General features: G+C 61.6%; 17 protein-coding genes and 1 tRNA gene. 8 read left to right on the top strand and 10 right to left on the bottom strand.

Annotation, left to right across the window (positions count from 1 at the left end; all coding sequences use genetic code 11):
• Positions 1-46: 46 nt before the first annotated feature.
• The 5 genes from pdxA to lptF are packed head-to-tail and all read right to left on the bottom strand — an operon-like array spanning position 47 to position 6,623.
• Positions 47-1,027 carry a 4-hydroxythreonine-4-phosphate dehydrogenase PdxA gene (pdxA, locus tag ACW8PS_RS01315; protein ID WP_491525444.1) on the bottom strand — a complete coding sequence of 327 codons (981 nt, stop codon included), beginning with the start codon at positions 1,025-1,027 and terminating at the stop codon, positions 47-49.
• The gene (locus ACW8PS_RS01310) at positions 1,024-2,247 is read right to left on the bottom strand and encodes a peptidylprolyl isomerase (protein WP_491525443.1); all 1,224 of its coding nucleotides are present in this window, start codon (positions 2,245-2,247) and stop codon (positions 1,024-1,026) included. Before ACW8PS_RS01310 ends, pdxA begins: the two co-directional genes overlap by 4 nt.
• A 39-nt stretch (positions 2,248-2,286) precedes the next feature.
• Positions 2,287-4,410 (bottom strand): LPS-assembly protein LptD, encoded by a 2,124-nt coding sequence (locus tag ACW8PS_RS01305; protein ID WP_491525442.1) that lies wholly within the window; start codon positions 4,408-4,410, stop codon positions 2,287-2,289.
• The gene (lptG, locus tag ACW8PS_RS01300; protein ID WP_491525441.1) at positions 4,411-5,505 is read right to left on the bottom strand and encodes an LPS export ABC transporter permease LptG; all 1,095 of its coding nucleotides are present in this window, start codon (positions 5,503-5,505) and stop codon (positions 4,411-4,413) included.
• Complete coding sequence (gene lptF, locus ACW8PS_RS01295; protein ID WP_491525440.1) at positions 5,502-6,623, bottom strand: LPS export ABC transporter permease LptF; 1,122 nt, start codon at positions 6,621-6,623, stop codon at positions 5,502-5,504. Before lptF ends, lptG begins: the two co-directional genes overlap by 4 nt.
• Before the next feature lie 144 nt (positions 6,624-6,767).
• Here lptF and ACW8PS_RS01290 point away from each other — a divergent pair, with 144 nt between their 5' ends.
• Positions 6,768-8,237, top strand: coding sequence for a leucyl aminopeptidase (locus tag ACW8PS_RS01290; protein ID WP_491525439.1), 1,470 nt, complete (start codon positions 6,768-6,770; stop codon positions 8,235-8,237).
• A 5-nt stretch (positions 8,238-8,242) separates the two neighbouring features.
• The gene (locus ACW8PS_RS01285) at positions 8,243-8,710 is read left to right on the top strand and encodes a DNA polymerase III subunit chi (RefSeq protein WP_491525472.1); all 468 of its coding nucleotides are present in this window, start codon (positions 8,243-8,245) and stop codon (positions 8,708-8,710) included.
• Here the strand turns inward: ACW8PS_RS01285 and ACW8PS_RS01280 are convergent.
• From ACW8PS_RS01280 to ACW8PS_RS01270, 3 genes are read right to left on the bottom strand one after another with little or no spacing between them, the layout of a single operon-like run.
• Entirely contained in the window at positions 8,707-9,288 is a 582-nt protein-coding gene (locus ACW8PS_RS01280) for a retropepsin-like aspartic protease family protein (RefSeq protein ID WP_491525438.1), read from the bottom strand. The two genes, ACW8PS_RS01285 and ACW8PS_RS01280, sit on opposite strands and share 4 nt — an antisense overlap.
• Positions 9,289-9,348: 60 nt before the next feature.
• Complete coding sequence (locus tag ACW8PS_RS01275; protein WP_491525437.1) at positions 9,349-9,969, bottom strand: MarC family protein; 621 nt, start codon at positions 9,967-9,969, stop codon at positions 9,349-9,351.
• Complete coding sequence (locus ACW8PS_RS01270) at positions 9,966-11,813, bottom strand: ABC-F family ATP-binding cassette domain-containing protein (protein ID WP_491525436.1); 1,848 nt, start codon at positions 11,811-11,813, stop codon at positions 9,966-9,968. The genes ACW8PS_RS01275 and ACW8PS_RS01270 overlap by 4 nt, the downstream gene beginning before the upstream one ends.
• 109 nt (positions 11,814-11,922) lie before the next feature.
• Here ACW8PS_RS01270 and ndk point away from each other — a divergent pair, with 109 nt between their 5' ends.
• Complete coding sequence (ndk, locus tag ACW8PS_RS01265; protein ID WP_491525435.1) at positions 11,923-12,345, top strand: nucleoside-diphosphate kinase; 423 nt, start codon at positions 11,923-11,925, stop codon at positions 12,343-12,345.
• 71 nt (positions 12,346-12,416) lie between these two features.
• On the opposite strand, the gene gpt is transcribed toward ndk, so the two are convergent.
• Together gpt and fabI are read right to left on the bottom strand one after the other, a co-directional pair.
• Positions 12,417-12,923, bottom strand: coding sequence for a xanthine phosphoribosyltransferase (gene gpt / locus ACW8PS_RS01260; RefSeq protein WP_491525434.1), 507 nt, complete (start codon positions 12,921-12,923; stop codon positions 12,417-12,419).
• 4 nt (positions 12,924-12,927) lie between these two features.
• Positions 12,928-13,740, bottom strand: coding sequence for an enoyl-ACP reductase FabI (fabI, locus tag ACW8PS_RS01255; protein WP_491525433.1), 813 nt, complete (start codon positions 13,738-13,740; stop codon positions 12,928-12,930).
• 154 nt (positions 13,741-13,894) lie between these two features.
• Here fabI and pdxH point away from each other — a divergent pair, with 154 nt between their 5' ends.
• The 5 genes from pdxH (at position 13,895) to ACW8PS_RS01230 (ending at position 16,832) form a co-directional block, all read left to right on the top strand.
• On the top strand, positions 13,895-14,500 hold the full coding sequence (pdxH, locus tag ACW8PS_RS01250) for a pyridoxamine 5'-phosphate oxidase (protein WP_491525432.1): 606 nt from the start codon (positions 13,895-13,897) through the stop codon (positions 14,498-14,500).
• Positions 14,501-14,705: 205 nt separating this feature from the next.
• Positions 14,706-15,197 carry a cold-shock protein gene (locus tag ACW8PS_RS01245; protein WP_491525431.1) on the top strand — a complete coding sequence of 164 codons (492 nt, stop codon included), beginning with the start codon at positions 14,706-14,708 and terminating at the stop codon, positions 15,195-15,197.
• A 1-nt stretch (position 15,198) separates the two neighbouring features.
• Positions 15,199-15,666, top strand: a complete 468-nt coding sequence (locus ACW8PS_RS01240) for a DUF192 domain-containing protein (RefSeq protein WP_491525430.1) — start codon at positions 15,199-15,201, stop codon at positions 15,664-15,666.
• A gap of 48 nt (positions 15,667-15,714) precedes the next feature.
• A tRNA-Pro gene (locus ACW8PS_RS01235) sits at positions 15,715-15,791 on the top strand.
• Between the two features lie 54 nt (positions 15,792-15,845).
• On the top strand, positions 15,846-16,832 hold the full coding sequence (locus tag ACW8PS_RS01230) for a glycosyltransferase (protein WP_491525429.1): 987 nt from the start codon (positions 15,846-15,848) through the stop codon (positions 16,830-16,832).
• Positions 16,833-17,052: the final 220 nt, after the last annotated feature.

The following is a 17,052-nucleotide window of genomic DNA, read 5'->3' as shown; positions in this document are numbered from 1 at the left end:
TCTCCGGAAATCATTGAAAAACACCTATTCACGGGCTTCTTGCGCATCACCGCTTTGCCCGTTGGGCGGCCATATCGCGCGCCATTCGCAGTGCTGCGACCATGCTGGTGGCATCGGCGCGGTCTTGCCCCGCGATGTCAAGCGCGGTGCCGTGATCGGGCGATGTGCGAATAAAGGGCAGCCCGAGCGTGACATTGACGCCGCCCGAAAAATCCAGCGTCTTGATGGGGATAAGCGCCTGATCATGATACATCGCCACCGCCACATCATAGCGCGCGCGGGCGGCGGCATGAAACATCGTATCGGCGGAATAGGGACCGCTGATATCCATCCCCTCGGCGCGCAAGCGATCCAGCACCGGGGCAATCAGCGCAATTTCCTCGGCCCCCATCGCGCCGCCTTCGCCGGCATGCGGGTTCAGCCCGGCCACGGCAATGCGCGGCGCGGGCGTGTTGAAATCGCGGATCATGGCATCATGGGTGATGCGCAGAGTGTCGCTCAGCAGGTCGGGCGTCAGCGCTGTGGGCACGTCCGCCAGCGGAATATGGATGGTGACGGGAACCACCCGCAGCGCGTCGCAAGCCAGCATCATCACCACGCGCGGCGTGTTTGAAAGTGCGGCCAGATATTCGGTATGGCCGGGAAAGGCAAAGCCCGCGCCATCCTTGAGGGCCTTTTTATGGATCGGCGCGGTGCACAGGGCCGCCGCCGCGCCGGTTCTGACCAGTTCCACGCCGCGTGCGATCACGTCGATCACGCCTTGTGCGTTTTGCGCCGTGGGGGTGCCGGGCCGGGCCGGGGCGCCAAATTCATGTGCCAGCAGGGGCAGGGAATCGGCGGCGACGCCCGCGGCGCGTATTGGGTCGTCGATCACTGCCAGGGCCATGCCGAGGCCTGCGAAATGGCGCGGGTCTCCGATGGCGAAAAACGGCAGGTCGCGGCCCAATGCGGCACGCGCCTTGACGATGATCTCAGGGCCCACGCCTGCCGGTTCGCCACAAGAGACGGCGACAGGGGGCTGGGTCATGGATTTTCGTCGATGATGGCATCGGCGCGCAATTCAGCCAGATAGCCATTGGCGTAGCTTTCGATACGGGCCTGAAACAGGGCGTCGCGCACTTGCTCGCGGCCGCCTTCGGGCAGTTCGACCGAACGCCCGCAAAGCATTATGAATAACAGCTGCGTGCCGCCCGCGCGGGTCAGCGCCATGGACACTTCATTGGCATCGAGCCGCGCCAGTTCAATGGTGATATCGCCGGGCACGTCGGCCACCGGCAGGCTGGTGATCGTGAACCCGCCGGGGCGCAGGCCATACAGGTCATCGCAGGTATCCAGACTGTCGCGCAGCGCAATCGCCTCGGCCATTGCGTCAGCCCCGCCGGGGATCAGCACTTCGGCATATTCCACTGCCGTCACCTCAGGCGTGACGAAGCCGCGTTCTTCCAGCCCGCGCAATTGGAAAATGGCAACCGCATTGCCAAGCGGCACCGGTTCGGTGACGCCGCCAATGGCCATCGGCAACAAGATGGCGCGCAATTGCGGTGGAATGCTGGAGAGCGGCCGCCAGCCCAACCCGCCGCCCTGCTGCGCCGAACCTGACGCCGAATATTGCCGCGCCGCCGCCGAAAAGCCGCCGATCGAGCCATCCAGGGTCTCGGCAAGCTGCGTAATGCGCGCGCGCGCTTCCTCTGCGGTCTCGGGCGTGACCGGGATCACCAGTTCGGCAAAATTGATCTGCGCCCCTTCATCGCTGGCAGCAAGGGTCAGGGCGCGGTCGATCTCATCTTCGGTAATCTGCGCGCGCGGGCCGAAACGCTGCCGCACGACATTTCGCCAGGTCACCCCTGCGGCCACGAAGTCACGAAACGATTCCTCCGAGATGCCTTCGTTTTGCAAGGCCCCCAGAAAGCTCTGCACATCCATATTGGCGCGGGCGGCAAATTCTTCCATCCCGGCTTCGATCTGTTCGGCATCGGCGCTCAGGCCCAACCGGTCCCCGACCTCGGCCTGCAAGCGTTCCTCGATCAGTGTCTCGCGGGCGCTTTCGGTAAGATTTCCAGGTGCGTTCAGAAGCTCCAGAAAGCGCGCGCGCTGGTCGATCTCGTAATAGGTGACGGCGCGGCTGTTGATGGTCACCGCCGCCGAAAACGGGCTTTGCTGCGCCGAGGCCGCACCGGCGGCCAGACACAGCGCCAGGGCACCGATTACGCGGGGAAGTCGAAAACTCAGGTTTGCTCGGGTCGTCATCGTTTTTTCTATCCGTTCATTCGGTTCAGGCATCCGGGGTCACTGGCTGCAGCTGCGGGCAAATTGGCGCCCGTCGCGGGACGCTCCAAAACCGTTCAATGCCACCGTCAGACCAAATTCCGTTGCCGGCTCCAGGGTAGCCGAGGTTGTGAAGCGACGCGAGAGCGAAAACTCCACCGCGATACATTCGGTTGCATAGGCAACCGCCAGTCCCGCGCGGGTGGGCTCATTGGCCTCGAAATCATAGCGCCAATCGACCGACGCCTCCCACGGGTTGTCGAAATTATAGGCGGCATCAAAGGCCCATTCGGCCATATCCTGCGGACGTCCCTCGGCCGGGTCGGCCTGAAGCCAGGTCAGCGATGAGGCGACATCGAAGAATTCGGCCTGCCAGGCCAGCGACAATTCATTGGATGTGACATTGAAAGCATCGCTGAACAGAGCGCGGTTCATCAGCAGAAAATCGGGCCCGAATTCAAGCGAGGTAGAGACCAGCCAGTCGGACCGGGGGCCATCAAGGCCGGAGCCTTGGGTGAACTGGCCATAATTGCGGTCCCGAAAAACGCGCCCCACCGTCAACCCGAGCGACCAGCCAAGCGGGTCGTCGCGGGTATAGGTCAGGCCAAAGGCCAGCCGTTCCCCGATTTCATGGCCATCGGCACCGGGAAACCGGTTAAGGGAAAACAGGTTGCCTTCGTCAAACTCGACCACGCCGCTGTCTTCGTTGGGCACGGCAGGCGTGGTGTGGGGGGCCCAGACATATTGCACCACCGGCTCGATCAGATGCGACACGCCGTTGCCATTGGCGCGCAGCAGCGGCCAGCGCAGTTCGGCGGCCAGAAACGGCGTCGAACGGGTGATGATGTTTTCATAGCTGCTGTCCTGCTGGACATTGTAGATATCGCCCAACCATTGCGCCTCGACCGCGCCCAGCATGCCCGCCGGCAGCACCCAGTCGCGCCGCCAATTGGCGTCAAAGCTGAGCCGCGCCACATCGCGACCCGTCACATCGGCATCAGACCGGCGCAGGGCGCTGTGGGTTGCCACGCCAAATGTGGCGATGCCGCCGATCATGCCCGGGGCAAAGCGGCGGATTATTTCGGCATCGCTCATCAATGTCGGCAGGGTGAAATTATTGTCGGAATCGCGCAGCGACCGGAACCGGGTCAACGAGGCCTCGATATATTCATCGCGCCGGGCCCGGCTGACGGTCAGGCTGCTGTTCAGCCGATCCTCCTCGGAATAGCCATAGCTGAGCAGATAGGCCGGGTCCGAGACGGTCTGATAGTCGAATTCCAGAACATAATCGCGCGGCAGATCGAACCAGCCATCGGCAAATACATATGATCGCGGGTTGTCATCCGTCAGCCCATCCCAGCTCATGGCACCGTTGATCTCGACAAACCCATTGCGAAAGGCACGCCTGAACCGAGCCTCGATAGATTGGCTCTGCCCCAGCGTCACATAGGGGGTCAGGGTCAGGTCGGTGCTCTGTCCGAGGGTGATGAAATAGGGGATGCGGATACCGGTGCCGATCTGATCGTCAGAGCGAATTTCAGGCGGCAGGAACCCGGTGGCACGTTCCAGCGTCGGGTCGGGCAGGCGCAGACGCGGCAGATACATGATCGGCACGCCGAGGGCGCGAAACTGGGCTTGCTCGAAATACAGCTGACGGGCCTCGGTATCATGGACAATGCGCCGGGCCCGGATCTGCCATAGCGGCACCGGATTGGCGGCGCAGATCACGCAAGATGATGCAACCGTCTGATAAAGCTGCGTATACCGGCCATCGACACGGTCGATCTGAGACGCCGATATCTGCAATTGCCGGTTCAACACCAGACGCGCCGATTGCAGCACACCGTTTTGCAGATCGGCCGAAAGCTGGGCGAAATCGGCGAAAATGATGGTGCGCCCATCCGCTTCGGTCAGGGTGATCGGGCCCTCGACGACAATCTGATCGGTGGTCCCGTCATACCGGATGGTTGTCGCCTGCAGGCGGGTCCCATTGTAGAAAACCTCGACACTGCCGCTGGCCGTTACGGTATTGGTGGCCCGCGTGAAGGCGATATCATTGGCGATCAGCGTGGCACCAAGCTGCGTCTGCGCCCAGGCCGGAACGGCAAAGACCATCATCAGCGCGACAAGGCGGAGCACGGACATCTAGCCATCCTCCGTATGCAGCAGAAACCCGAGCGACAGCAATATCGCAGCAATCGGCGGTGTCCAGGCCGCAACGGCGACGGGCAATTGCCCGGTCTCGCCCAGAACCTGCGCGAAATTACGCAAAAAGAAGATGCCAAAACCCAAGAGCAGCGCAAACAGAACCATCAACCCGGTTCTGCCAAACCGGGTATGACGCATGGTGAAACTGGCCCCGATCAGCACCATCGCCGCCAGCATCAGCGGATTGGCCAGTTCCGACATCAGCCAGACCCGGTGTTGCAATGCCGCAAAACCGGCGGCGCGCAGCTGCCGGATAAAGCTTGGAAGCTCGTAGATCGGCACGGTTGACGGGCGCCCGAAACTGTCGCGGATCTGGTCCGGGGTCAGGGTCGAGGGCAGCGAAAAACTGCTTTGCGTGGTGGCTTCGGCTTCCGGATTTGCCACGCCAAGCGGCCAGATCTTGGCATTGGTCAGCTCCCAGGATCCATCGGTCAGCTCCGCCCTGTCGGCGTCGATCCGGCTTTGTGCCCGGCCATTGGCGTCATAGACAAAAAAACTGGCCTCAAACAGCGACGTGCCATCCCCATTGGCGCGGCTGGCGCGGATCACGGTCTGGCCGAACAGCCCGCCCTGGCGCAGCCACAGCCCATCGCCCGCGACGGAAAGCGTGCGTTCTTCGCCGGTCTGGAAACGCTGCACGGACACTTCGTATTGGCGCTCGGTCGCGGCGACCAGCGGATTTATGACCAAAAGACCCAGGATACCGATGCCGAACGCGACAAATACCGGTGCCAGGGCCGATTTCAGCGCCGAGCGCCCCGAGGCGCGGATGACCACCAGCTCGGATGTGCGCGCCAGCGACAAAAACAGAACCAGCGTCGCAAGAATGGTGAACAGCGGCAGCATCCGGTAAAGCGCGCCCGGCAGATTCAGCATTGCAAGCTGGAACGCAGCCGTAAGGCTCGCGTCGGGCGTGCCGATGGCGCGCAGCTGTTCGGCCAGGTCAATGGGCAAAAGGATGGCGACGAACACCGCCAGCACAATGGCGAAAGACCGCAAGAACCGGCGCGCGAGGTAGATATGCAGGATCATGCCGTCACCGCGTGGCGCCGGGGTCTGCGCCCGCGCATTGCCAGGTTGATCATGATCGCCGCCACCAGCGCGGCAAGGGCAGGTTGCAGATAGGCCAGTTGGGCCATGCCTTCTTGCCTCGTGCCGATGCTTTCGGCGACATTCCAGGTCATTTGCAAGGGCACGATCAGCGCGATGGCCAACAGGATCTGCGGCCAGATGCCAAAGCGTGAAAACGCCCCCAGCATCAGGGTCGCGGCCGCAATCACCGGCACGAAGATCACGAATATGCTGCGTGCAATGCGGTCGTTGCCCTCGAACCGATAGGCCGCCAATGTCGATCCCTGCGCCTCGACAATGTCGCGCGGGGTCATCAGCAAGGCCGGCGTCGACATTTCGCGGATCGACGGGTGCCTGTCAGTCGGGGCGTCGATCAACCCGGCAATGTCATAGGTGAAATCCTCGAACTCGACGACTGACAGGCGCTGGCTGTCCAGCTCCACATTCTGGGCGATGCCCTCGAACATGACCAGACGCGGGCCTTCATCGGTTGAAACCAGCAAGGCCCGGCGCGCGGTATAGGTGGTTTCGACATCGCGGGCCGACCGGTCTTGCAGAAAGACATCGCGAAACTCGCCCAATTCGGTGATCTCGCGGATATAGACGGTGATGCCATCGGCCGGGTGGATGAACTGGCCTTCGCGCAGAAATCTGCCGGTCATGTCGCGCGATACTTCAAAGCTGCGTTCCATGAATTGGGCGCGGGCGGCGGGCACCAGGACATGGGCCAGAATCGCCACCAGAAGACCGGCGATGATTCCAAAGATCCAGACCGGTCTGAGCAGGCGCATCGCCGAACATCCGGCCGTCTGCATGACCACCAACTCGCTGTCCGAAATCATCCGGTTTGTGACATAGATCGCCGCGACAAACGCCGATACCGGCACCACCAGAAGGATGATCTGCGGCAGTGAAAGCGCAGAAAACTCTAGAAAAACCCGTAGGTTCTGGCCATCCGAGATCAGGCTGTCGAACAGGCTGACGGCGCGATTGACCCAATAGACAGAGACCAGAACGATTGAGAAAAAGCTGAACAGAACCAGCAGCTGCGACAGGATATACCGGTCATAGCGCCCCACGTTTTACCCTCTCAAATGGCCGTTAACTTTTCGCCTTGAAACGGTTTTAATCCAATCGCAGCCACAAGGACAGGCATATCTGGCCATTGCCGCCCACTAGGCCTAGTGTCCGGCGACGAAACAAAAATCTGCACGAGGCCCGACATGACCACCCCGATCACGATCACTGCAATTGAAACCGATCTGGACGCGCTGGCAGGTGCCGAGGGCAAGCTGGCGATACTGGTCACGCCTGATGGCAAGCTTGACCTGGCCGCGCGGCGGGTAAACCGGCTGACCAGGGGGGCGGTGGCCCGGCTGATCGCGTCGGATCGGTGGGAAAAGCTGAAACCCGGCGAGGGGTTCGTGATCGGGTTTCCGGTCGGGCTGGCGGCGCAGGCCTTGAGCGTGGTCAAGCTCGACCGCCGCCCCTCCGTGACCGAAGCCCGCAAGGCAGGCGCGGAGCTGGCAAAGTTCAAGGCCGATGCGGGGCTGATGCTGGCGGTCGGAAACCAGGGCAAGATGCGGGATCTGGCGCTTGGCCTTGCCCTGCGCGCCTATGCGTTCACCGATCACAAGACCGAAGACAAAGAGCCAAACCAGGATGCCACGCTGATGGTCAACAAGCCGGGTGATCTGGCCCCGGATCTGGTGCAGGTGGCAGCCCTGGCCGAGGGCGTCTTTTTCACCCGCGATCTGGTCAGCGAGCCTTCCAACATCCTGACAACGCAGGAATTTTCTGACCGGCTGGAGGCGATGCGCGATCTTGGCCTGTCGGTCGAGGTGTTGGAGGAGGCCGCGTTGGAGGCCCTTGGCATGGGCGCCTTGCTTGGCGTCGGGCAGGGGTCGGACAGCCCCACCAAGATCGTCATCATGCAATGGCATGGCGGCGGCGATGAGGCCCCTCTGGCGCTGGTCGGCAAGGGCGTGGTTTTTGACACCGGCGGCATCAGCATCAAACCGGCCGCCGGCATGGAAGACATGACCATGGATATGGGCGGCGCCGGCGTGGTGGCAGGCGTTATGCGCACCCTGGCCCTGCGCAAGGCGCGCGCCAATGTCGTGGGGCTGGTCGGGCTGGTGGAAAACATGCCCGATGGCCGCGCACAGCGCCCCGGCGATGTCGTGACCTCGATGAAGGGCGACACCATCGAGGTGATCAACACCGATGCCGAAGGCCGCCTGGTGCTGGCCGATGTGCTTTGGTATGCGCAGGATCGGTTTGCACCGTCAGCGGTGATTGATCTGGCGACGCTGACCGGGGCCATCATCGTCGGGCTTGGCCATGACAATGCGGGCGTATTCGGCAATGATGACGCCTTTGCGAACCGGTTTCTCAAGGCCGCCCGGGCCGAGGGCGAAGGGGCCTGGCGGATGCCGCTTGGCGAGGGCTATGACAAGCTGATCAAAAGCCAGGTGGCCGATATGAAAAATGTCGGCGGGCGGGCGGCGGGGTCGATCACCGCGGCGCAGTTCCTGCAACGCTTCATCAAGGAAGGCTGCGCGTGGATCCATCTCGATATTGCCGGGGTGGCCAAGGTCACCACGCAAACGGCGCTGGCCCCCAAGGGCGCGACCGGATGGGGGGTTCTGGCGCTGGATCGGATGATCCGCGACGGCTATGAGGCGGAGTGACGGATATGGGGGCGGTCTATTTCTACCATCTGACACGATCGGCCCCCGAGGCCACGGTGCAGGCCCTTCTGGACAAATCGCTGGCGGCGGGTTGGCGCGTGGCGGTGCGGGCCGGGTCAGACGCGATGCTTGACCGGCTCGACGATCTGCTGTGGCTGATGCCCGAGGACGGGTTTTTGCCGCATGGCCGGGCCGGTGGCGCGCAGGATGCGGCGCAGCCGGTGCTGTTGGGCGCATCGCCGGATCTGCCCAATGGGGCCGCCTGCGTGATCGCGCTTGAAGGGGCCGAGATCAGCCCGGATGAGGTGCAGAGGCTTGAACGGGTCTGCATCCTCTTTGACGGCATGGACGCGGCTGCGCTGACCCATGCGCGCGGCCAGTGGAAGGCGCTGACAGATGCCGGATGTGCGGCGCAATACTGGTCGGAGGATACTGGGAAATGGGTTAAAAAGGCCGAGAAACCCGCGGCTTAACGGCTGAGAATCATCTGCCCGTTTTCAATCGAAATCCGGTCGAACCGGTTCAGATACGCCATGCCAAGCAGGCTTTCCTGCATCGGTGATCCATTGACAACGGCCGGCACCGAGCGGTCGGTGATGTCGCCCAGGCTGACCCGGTCCAGCCTGATCATGGCGGTTTCGACCAGGCCATTGGCCGTCATGGCGCGGTTATTGTAGTTCAATTCGGCCAGATTGATCCCGGCCCGGGCGGCATCTTGCGGGGTCAGCACGATATCGGTGGCCCCGGTATCGACAACGAACCGTGTCGGCACGCCGTTCAGCTCCAGCGTCAGGTAGTAATGCCCATCATAATTGCGTGGAACCACCACCTCGCCGGTGCCGGTCACCACCGATTGCTGCGGCAGAACCGAATTGCGCAGTTCCGGCCACAGGCCGATACCGGCCACCGCACCGACAAAGATGAACCCCCAGATCAGCACATATTGCGCCATCTTGCCGATCTGATGCCGATTGGCCGAGACCATCGAGCCCACCAGCGCAATGGCCAGCAGTCCGAGATAGATAAACGATGCGATGTCGGTTTTTTCCATATCGGGCCAAATCTTGCTGTGGGTCGGGGTCTCCATGCCTCAATATAGGGCATTTCCCTGTCAGATCACCCGCAGTTCGAGAATTCCGTCAATGACGAACTGCACCGAAAGCGCGGCCAGCAGCATGCCAAGAATGCGCGTGACGACATTGATGCCGACCGGCCCGAGCAGTTTTTCCATCGCCGGGGCCAGCAGGAACGAGATGAAAACGCTGATCAGAACCACCAGCAACACCAGATGCACGGCCAGGATATCGGTCGCGGTATTGCCCTCGGCCCCGGCCAGCAGGATCATCGTGGTAATCGCGCCCGGCCCGGCAAGCAAGGGCACGGCAAGCGGAAAGACCGACGGATCATCATGTTCGGGGGTTCCATCGGCCTGGTCCTGGCGGCGCTGCGTGCGCCGCTCGAAAAGCATGTCGAGCGCGGTGAGAAACAGCAAGATCCCGCCCGCAATACGAAAAGCCGACATCGAAATTCCAAGGAAAGACAACAAGGTGTCGCCGATCAGCCCGAAGACTGTCAACAGGGCGAATGCCACCAGGCAGGCCCGCAACCCGATCGAACGACGATTGCGGGCATCTTGTCCCTTGGTCAGCGCAATGAACAGGGGGGCCAGCGCAATCGGGTCGATGATCACGATAAGCGTGACAAAAACGGTGATAAGCTCCGCGGTGCTCATGTCTCGGCCGCCTCCACCCGCTCAAGGGCTGCCAGCCACAGCGTTTCGGCGCGCGCCAGGCCGTCTTCGACCTCATTGAATTTCTTCTGCCATACCGCCAGATCACCGGCGCGCCCGCTGTCGTAAAGATCGGGATCGGCCAGTTTTTGCGAAAGCTTCTCGCGCATGTCGGTGATTTTGCTGACCCGCGCCTCGCATTTGCGCAGCTCGGCGCGCAGCTCCTGGATCTGGTCGCGGGTCGGGCGTTTTGGTTTGGTTGCGGATTTTTTGGATTTTGGCACGCTGTCACCGGTCAGAAGAAGGCGGCGATAGGCTTGCAGATCCTCCTCATAAGGCGTCACGCGCCCATCCTTCACCAGCCACAGCCGATCGGCCACCATCGACAGCAAATGCATGTCGTGGCTGATGAGAATCACGGCCCCCGTATAGGCGGTCAGCGCCTCGACCAGCGCTTCGCGGCTTTCGATATCAAGGTGGTTTGTCGGCTCATCGAGGATCAGCATATGCGGCGCATCGAGCGTTGCCAGCAGCAGGGATAGCCGCGCTTTCTGCCCGCCTGACAGACGCGCAACCTCGGTATCGGCCTGATCGGCCCCAAGGCCAAAGCCGGCAAGGATGGCGCGCAGCTTGGCAGGCATATGGGCGGGGCGCATCCGGCGCAGGTGCTGCAGCGGCGTCTCATCGATAAAAAGCTCATCGACCTGATGCTGCGCGAAATAGCCCACACGCAGCTTGCCGCTTTGCGTCTTGCGCCCGTCCATCACTTTAAGTTTGTCTGCCAACAGTTTGGAAAAGGTGGACTTTCCTTCGCCATTCCTACCCAGAAGTGCAATCCTGTCATCCTGATCAATGCGCAGGTTCAACCGGCTCAACACCACGCGGTCGCCATATCCCACCGCCGCGCCGTCAAGCTGCACGATAGGCGGCGACAACTGCTCGGGCTCGGGGAAGGAAAACACCCGAAAGGCGCGTTCCTGCGGGCTGCTGATCGGCTGCATCTTTTCCAGCATCTTCAGCCGGGATTGCGCCTGTTTGGCCTTTGACGCCTTATAGCGGAACCGATCCACATAAGATTGCAGATGCGCCCGCCTTGTATCTTGTTTCTTGGCATCGGCAGCGGCAACCGCCAGCCGGGCGGCGCGGGTTTTCGCGAATGTGTCATAGCCGCCCTGATAGAGCGTCAGTTTGCGGTCTTCGAGATGCAGGATATGGCCAACCGTGCGGTTGAGAAGCTCCCGGTCATGGCTGATCACCAGCACGGTATGGGGGTATTTCGTCAGATAGCTTTCCAGCCACAGCGCGCCTTCCAGATCCAGATAGTTGGTCGGCTCATCCAGCAAAAGCAGGTCGGGTGCTGCAAAAAGCACCGCCGCCAGCGCCACACGCATCCGCCAGCCGCCCGAGAAATCCGAACAGGGCTGCAATTGTTCTGCCGCGTCAAAGCCAAGCCCGCGCAGGATGGTGGCGGCGCGGGCCTCGGCGGACCAGGCGTCGATATCGGCCAGCCGGGTCTGCACATCGGCAATGCGGGTCGGGTCGGTCGCGGTCTCGGCTTCGATCATCAATGCGGCGCGTTCGGTATCGGCGGCCAGCACCGTGTCGATCAGGGAGGTCTCCGAGGACGGCACCTCCTGCGCGACACCGCCGATGCGGGCGCGCGAGGGCAGGGTGATGCTCCCGCCTTCCAGGGCCAGTTCCCCCCGGATCAGCCGAAACAGCGTGGTCTTGCCGGTGCCGTTGCGCCCGACAATGCCCACCTTGTGCCCATCCGGGATGGATGCGCTGGCATTCTCGATCAGCGGGCGGCCCGCAACCGAATAGGAGATATCAGAGATCCGTAACATGGGGCGCGGTGTGGCTGAGCCGCGCGCGGGTGTCAATTGCCGGGTTTCCACGGCCGCGCACCCATGCTAGCAGCCGCGAGAAATGAAACCTTACCGCGGAGCATATCCCATGGCGCTGGAACGCACTTTTTCGATCATCAAACCCGATGCCACCAAACGCAACCTGACCGGCGCGATTGTCGCCAAGTTCGAGGCGGCGGGCCTGCGGGTCGTGGCCTCCAAGCGCATTCAGCTGACCCTGGCCCAGGCGCAGGAGTTCTACGGCGTCCATAAAGAGCGCCCGTTCTTTGATGAATTGTGCGAGTTCATGATTTCTGAACCCATTGTGGTGCAGGTGCTGGAAGGCGAGAACGCGATTGCGAAGAATCGCGAAGTGATGGGTGCCACCAACCCCGCCGATGCCGCTGCCGGCACCATTCGCAAGGAATACGCATTGTCGATTGGCGAAAACTCGGTGCATGGGTCGGACGCGCCGGAAACCGCAGCGGCCGAGATCGCGTTTTTCTTTTCCGGGCTTGAGCTGGTCGGTTAATTCCTGGCCAGACACAAAAAAGGCCGCGCTCCGCTATCGGATACGCGGCCTTTTTCATGCCTTTTGGCCACTCAGTCGGTGCCGCGATAGGGCTGGACATATTGCAGGGCCATATCCCAGGGAAAGAATATCCATGTATCCTGACTGACGCCGGTGACGAATGTGTCGACCATCGGCTCGCCCTTTGGCTTGGCATAGACGGTGGCGAAATGGGCCTTGGGATACATGGCGCGGACCACTTCCAGCGTCTTGCCGCTATCGACCAGATCGTCGATCACCAGCACACCGTCGCCATCGCCCACCAGCGTGGCATCGGGATGGCACAGTATCACAGGCTGGCTTTGGGTCTGGTGGTCATAGCTTTTGATCGAGATGGTATCGACGGTGCGGATATCGAGTTCGCGCGCGATGATCATGGCCGGGGCCATGCCGCCCCGTGTGATGGCCACGACCGCTTTCCAGGCCCCGTCTTCACCGGGGCCGCGCTTGTCCAGCCGCCAGGCCAGCGCGCGGCTGTCGCGGTGGATCTGGTCCCAGGAGATGTGAAAGCCTTTTTCATGCGGCAATCGGGTGCTCATCGGCTCAGCCTTCCTTCTTGTCCAGCGTCATGTCGGGCGCGTCGATGGCCTTCATGCCAACCACATGATAGCCGGCATCGACATGCAGGTTTTCGCCCGTCGTGCCGGATCCGAGATCAGACAGCAGATAGAGCGCGGCCTTGCCGACCTCATCCTGGGTCACGTTGCGGCGCAGCGGTGAATTGAGCTCGTTCCATTTCATGATATAGCGAAAATCGCCAATGCCCGAGGCCGCAAGTGTCTTGATCGGCCCGGCCGAGATCGCGTTGCAGCGGATGCCGTCCTTGCCCAGATCCTCGGCGATGTATTTTACCGAGGCCTCAAGGGCTGCCTTGGCCACGCCCATCACATTGTAATGCGGCATCACCTGTTCGGCCCCGTAATAGGTCAGCGTCAATAGCGAACCGCCCGGGCCCATCATCGCCGCGGCGCGCCTGCACACGGCGGTAAAGGAATAGACCGAGATATCCATCGTTATCCTGAAATTGTCGCTGGAGGTATCGACATAGCGACCGCGTAATTCAGATTTATCTGAAAAACCAATGGCATGAACGACGAAGTCAAGATTGCCCCAGCTCTCTTTCAGGCTGGCAAACAGCGCATCCATCGAACCCGAATCGGTGACGTCGCATTCAACCATCAGGTCCGATCCGACCTGTGCAGCCAGCGGCCGGACCCGTTTCAGCAGCTGCTCTCCCTGATAGGAAAATGCCAGCTCCGCGCCCTGGTCGGCGCAGGCCTTTGCGATGCCCCAGGCAATGGATCGGTCATTTGCGAGGCCCATGATAAGCCCGCGTCTTCCTGTCATCAAACCCATCGCGTGTCCCTTTGGTGTGTATCATTTTATTAACACTTTGGTCGGTTTAGGCTATTGGCGCGGTTGCTTCAAGGCGGCTGACGCCCGGCGCTTGCAGGGGTCTGCAACCGGGTATAGCCTGCGCGGACGGGCCAGACGGGGCAGGGGTCAGGGCATGAGCGAGCGAAGCGGAATATTTGCGGGCGACGATCCGTTTGCGATTGCGCGCGCCTGGCTGGGCGAGGCCGAACAATCCGAACCCAATGACCCGAACGCGATCGCCCTGGCGACGGTCGACAGCGATGGTCTGCCCAATGTGCGCATGGTTCTTCTGAAAGAAATCGAGGCCGGAGCCTTTGTTTTCTACACCAATTACCGGTCGGCCAAGGCCGTGGAAATAACCGCCACAGGCAAGGCGGCCTTTGTGTGTCATTGGAAATCATTGCGCCGCCAGATCCGGGTCCGCGGCATGGTCACCCGCGAGGACGGGCCGCAGGCCGATGCCTATTTTCACAGCCGGTCGCTGACCAGCCGGCTCGGGGCCTGGGCCTCGGATCAGTCGCAGCCGCTCAGGTCCCGCAGCGCTCTGATGGCCGAGGTTGCGAAAATCACCGCATCCAAGGGGCCCAATCCGCCCCGGCCGCCCTATTGGGGCGGGTTCCGCATCACGCCGGTCGAGATCGAGTTCTGGGCCGATGGTGCCTTTCGCCTGCACGACCGGTTTCGCTGGAGCAGGGCCACCCCGTCAGACGGTTGGAACATTCAACGCCTGAACCCCTGAAAACCCTGTGACAATCGCGGCTTCCGCGCCGGCAGGCCAGCAACCGCCGGAATATTTGTAATTGGAACCTATTGAAAAGGATAGGTTTCTTTCCCCTTGCGAAACCTGATACTAACCGTCAGGTTGCTGGAAGGATCAGACCTGATCATTTACCGCAAATAGGGGTTGGGGAACCATGGCGGATGAAGATCGCCCGGAGGGCGCGATGATTACGGGTATTGTTAAATGGTTCGATATTTCAAAGGGCTTCGGCTTCATCGTGTCGGATGAAGGGGGGCCGGATATTTTGCTGCATGCAAATGTCCTGCGCAATTTCGGCCAGGGCTCGGTGGCGGACCATGCCCGGATAGAGGTGATTGTCCAGCAGACTGAGCGTGGTGCCCAGGCGCAGGAGGTCATTTCAATTTCGCCGCCCGATCAGGCCTGTGTCGACGAGGATTTCGGCCCCGCGATCGAGATCCCTGACGACGTGCCGTTTGTCTCGGCGCGCGTCAAATGGTTCGACAAGGCAAAAGGGTTTGGCTTTGCCAATGTATTCGGTCATCCTGAGGATGTGTTCGTTCATGTCGAAGTGCTGCGTCGCTATGGCCTGGCCGATCTGCAAGCGGGCGAAGCCATTGCCATGCGTGTCGTTGATGGACCACGTGGTCGGATGGCGGGCGAGGTGCGGAGCTGGGATTTTGTGCAGGAGAGTTGAGATGCGGGTTTTTCTTGGGGCCTTACTGGCCTTTCTTGTTGCCAGTGCCGCTTACGCTCAGGCGGCTTGTGTGGAAGACCGCCTGGAGCTGCGCGGCGATTGGGGCATGGCCCGGTTCCAGGTCGAGGTGGCCGATGATGTTCAGGAACGCGCCACCGGTTTGATGTTCCGCGAATCGATGCCGTCGCGGGCGGGCATGCTTTTTGTCTATGAGCGCCCGCAAAGCGTGGCGTTCTGGATGGAAAACACGCTTATTCCGCTGGACATGATCTTTGCCGATGAAACCGGCACGGTCACCCGGATCCATGAAAACGCCATTCCGCGCGATCGCACACCGATCCCTGGCGGCGACAACATCCGCTTTGTGCTGGAGATCAATGGCGGCATGACCCGGACACTTGGCATCACGCTCGGCTCGCAAATTCGCCATCCGGCGATAGATCCGGAACTGGCTGCGTGGCCTTGCTGATTATCGGGCTTCCATCGCGGCCAAACACCGGATAGGAGATGCGCCAGTCGGGGCGTGGCGCAGCCTGGTAGCGCGTCTGTTTTGGGTACAGAAGGTCGTGAGTTCGAATCTCGCCGCCCCGACCATCTTCTTTCTTCGCCACCCTTGCGCCGCTGTGATCGGACAGGCAGGAAAGACCCATGTCGCCTGCCCATGATCCGCCCGATAAATTGCCCGATACCCCGATGCCGATGGGGCAGGGTGCTATTCTTATGGGGCTCCATGACGGTGCCGCCCATCTGGCCGCGCAATTGCAGAGCTTTGCCGATCAGACCTGTGGCAATTGGCAGCTTGTGGTGGGCGATGATGGCTCCACCGATGATGGCCCCGCGATCCTGCGCGCCTTTGCCGACAAGATGGCCGCGCTTGGGGGCCATGTGCAATTGCTCGATGGCCCCTGTCAGGGTGTTGCCAGAAATTTTCTGAGCCTTCTGAGCAATGCGCCAGATAGTGACTGGCTGGCCTTCAGCGATCAGGATGATGTCTGGCTGCCCGGGCATCTGGCAACCGGCTTGGCGGCATTGGCGGATGTGCCTGCGGATATGCCCGCGCTTTATGGTGCAAGCAGCTGGATCTGTGACGCGGATCTGCGCCGCCGCAAGATGTCGCCCCGGTTTCGGCGCCCGCCCGGATTTCGCAACGCATTGGTGCAGAGCATCGCCGGCGGCAACACCATGCTGCTGAACCGGGCCGGGGTCGAACTGGCGCGCGCCGCATCCCGTGAAGCACTGGCGGCGGGCGGACCTGCCACGCATGACTGGTGGCTGTATCAACTGATTGCGGGGGCAGGCGGTCAGGTGATCCGCGATGAAACCCCGACGATCCTTTATCGCCAGCATGGCGGCAATCTTTTTGGCACCAATCGCGGGTTTGGCGCGGCTCTGCGCCGGCTTGCGCAGATCCTGCGCGGCGATCTGGCCCGGTGGATTGATGCCAATATCGCGGCTCTTTCGGCCTCGGCGCATCGGTTGACGCCTGCCAACCGTGCAATCCTGGCCGATTTTGCAACGCTGCGGGGCCAGGGGCTGGTGGCGCGGCTCAGGGGATTCGCCCGGCTTGGCCTTTATCGTCAGGGGCGCGTTGGTCAGGCAATGCTTTGGCTGGCGTTAACCATGAAAAAGCTCTGAACCTGGGGGTTCGGCCCAAAATCTCCACCATATCTTGTGTCCTGAATGCCACGTTCCCCGGGTTTTCTTTGTCGGCACGCGCCGTTCATAATTCTTAAGAAAACCGGCCGCATTTTTGCCTCGGGCATCAATTGCACCTTCTAAGGCTGCCGGGTTTCAACAGAAAACGGCGGCTCGGGCCTGTGGATGAATCGATCACATCCGCCCTCATGGCCGCCTG

Source organism: Alterinioella sp. (genome assembly GCF_058343375.1).
This window is presented reverse-complemented; position numbering and strand designations above follow the sequence as displayed.

Coding starts and splice junctions, on each gene's coding strand:
- pdxA (WP_491525444.1), bottom strand. CDS start 1,027: ATGACCCAGCCCCCTGTCGCCGTCTCTTGTGGCGAACCGGCAGGCGTG.
- ACW8PS_RS01305 (WP_491525442.1), bottom strand. CDS start 4,410: ATGTCCGTGCTCCGCCTTGTCGCGCTGATGATGGTCTTTGCCGTTCCG.
- ACW8PS_RS01280 (WP_491525438.1), bottom strand. CDS start 9,288: ATGGAAAAAACCGACATCGCATCGTTTATCTATCTCGGACTGCTGGCC.
- lptG (WP_491525441.1), bottom strand. CDS start 5,505: ATGATCCTGCATATCTACCTCGCGCGCCGGTTCTTGCGGTCTTTCGCC.
- ACW8PS_RS01270 (WP_491525436.1), bottom strand. CDS start 11,813: ATGTTACGGATCTCTGATATCTCCTATTCGGTTGCGGGCCGCCCGCTG.
- ACW8PS_RS01285 (WP_491525472.1), top strand. CDS start 8,243: ATGGGGGCGGTCTATTTCTACCATCTGACACGATCGGCCCCCGAGGCC.
- ACW8PS_RS01275 (WP_491525437.1), bottom strand. CDS start 9,969: ATGAGCACCGCGGAGCTTATCACCGTTTTTGTCACGCTTATCGTGATC.
- ACW8PS_RS01240 (WP_491525430.1), top strand. CDS start 15,199: ATGCGGGTTTTTCTTGGGGCCTTACTGGCCTTTCTTGTTGCCAGTGCC.
- ACW8PS_RS01290 (WP_491525439.1), top strand. CDS start 6,768: ATGACCACCCCGATCACGATCACTGCAATTGAAACCGATCTGGACGCG.
- ndk (WP_491525435.1), top strand. CDS start 11,923: ATGGCGCTGGAACGCACTTTTTCGATCATCAAACCCGATGCCACCAAA.
- ACW8PS_RS01245 (WP_491525431.1), top strand. CDS start 14,706: ATGATTACGGGTATTGTTAAATGGTTCGATATTTCAAAGGGCTTCGGC.
- ACW8PS_RS01310 (WP_491525443.1), bottom strand. CDS start 2,247: ATGACGACCCGAGCAAACCTGAGTTTTCGACTTCCCCGCGTAATCGGT.
- gpt (WP_491525434.1), bottom strand. CDS start 12,923: ATGAGCACCCGATTGCCGCATGAAAAAGGCTTTCACATCTCCTGGGAC.
- fabI (WP_491525433.1), bottom strand. CDS start 13,740: ATGGGTTTGATGACAGGAAGACGCGGGCTTATCATGGGCCTCGCAAAT.
- pdxH (WP_491525432.1), top strand. CDS start 13,895: ATGAGCGAGCGAAGCGGAATATTTGCGGGCGACGATCCGTTTGCGATT.
- ACW8PS_RS01230 (WP_491525429.1), top strand. CDS start 15,846: ATGTCGCCTGCCCATGATCCGCCCGATAAATTGCCCGATACCCCGATG.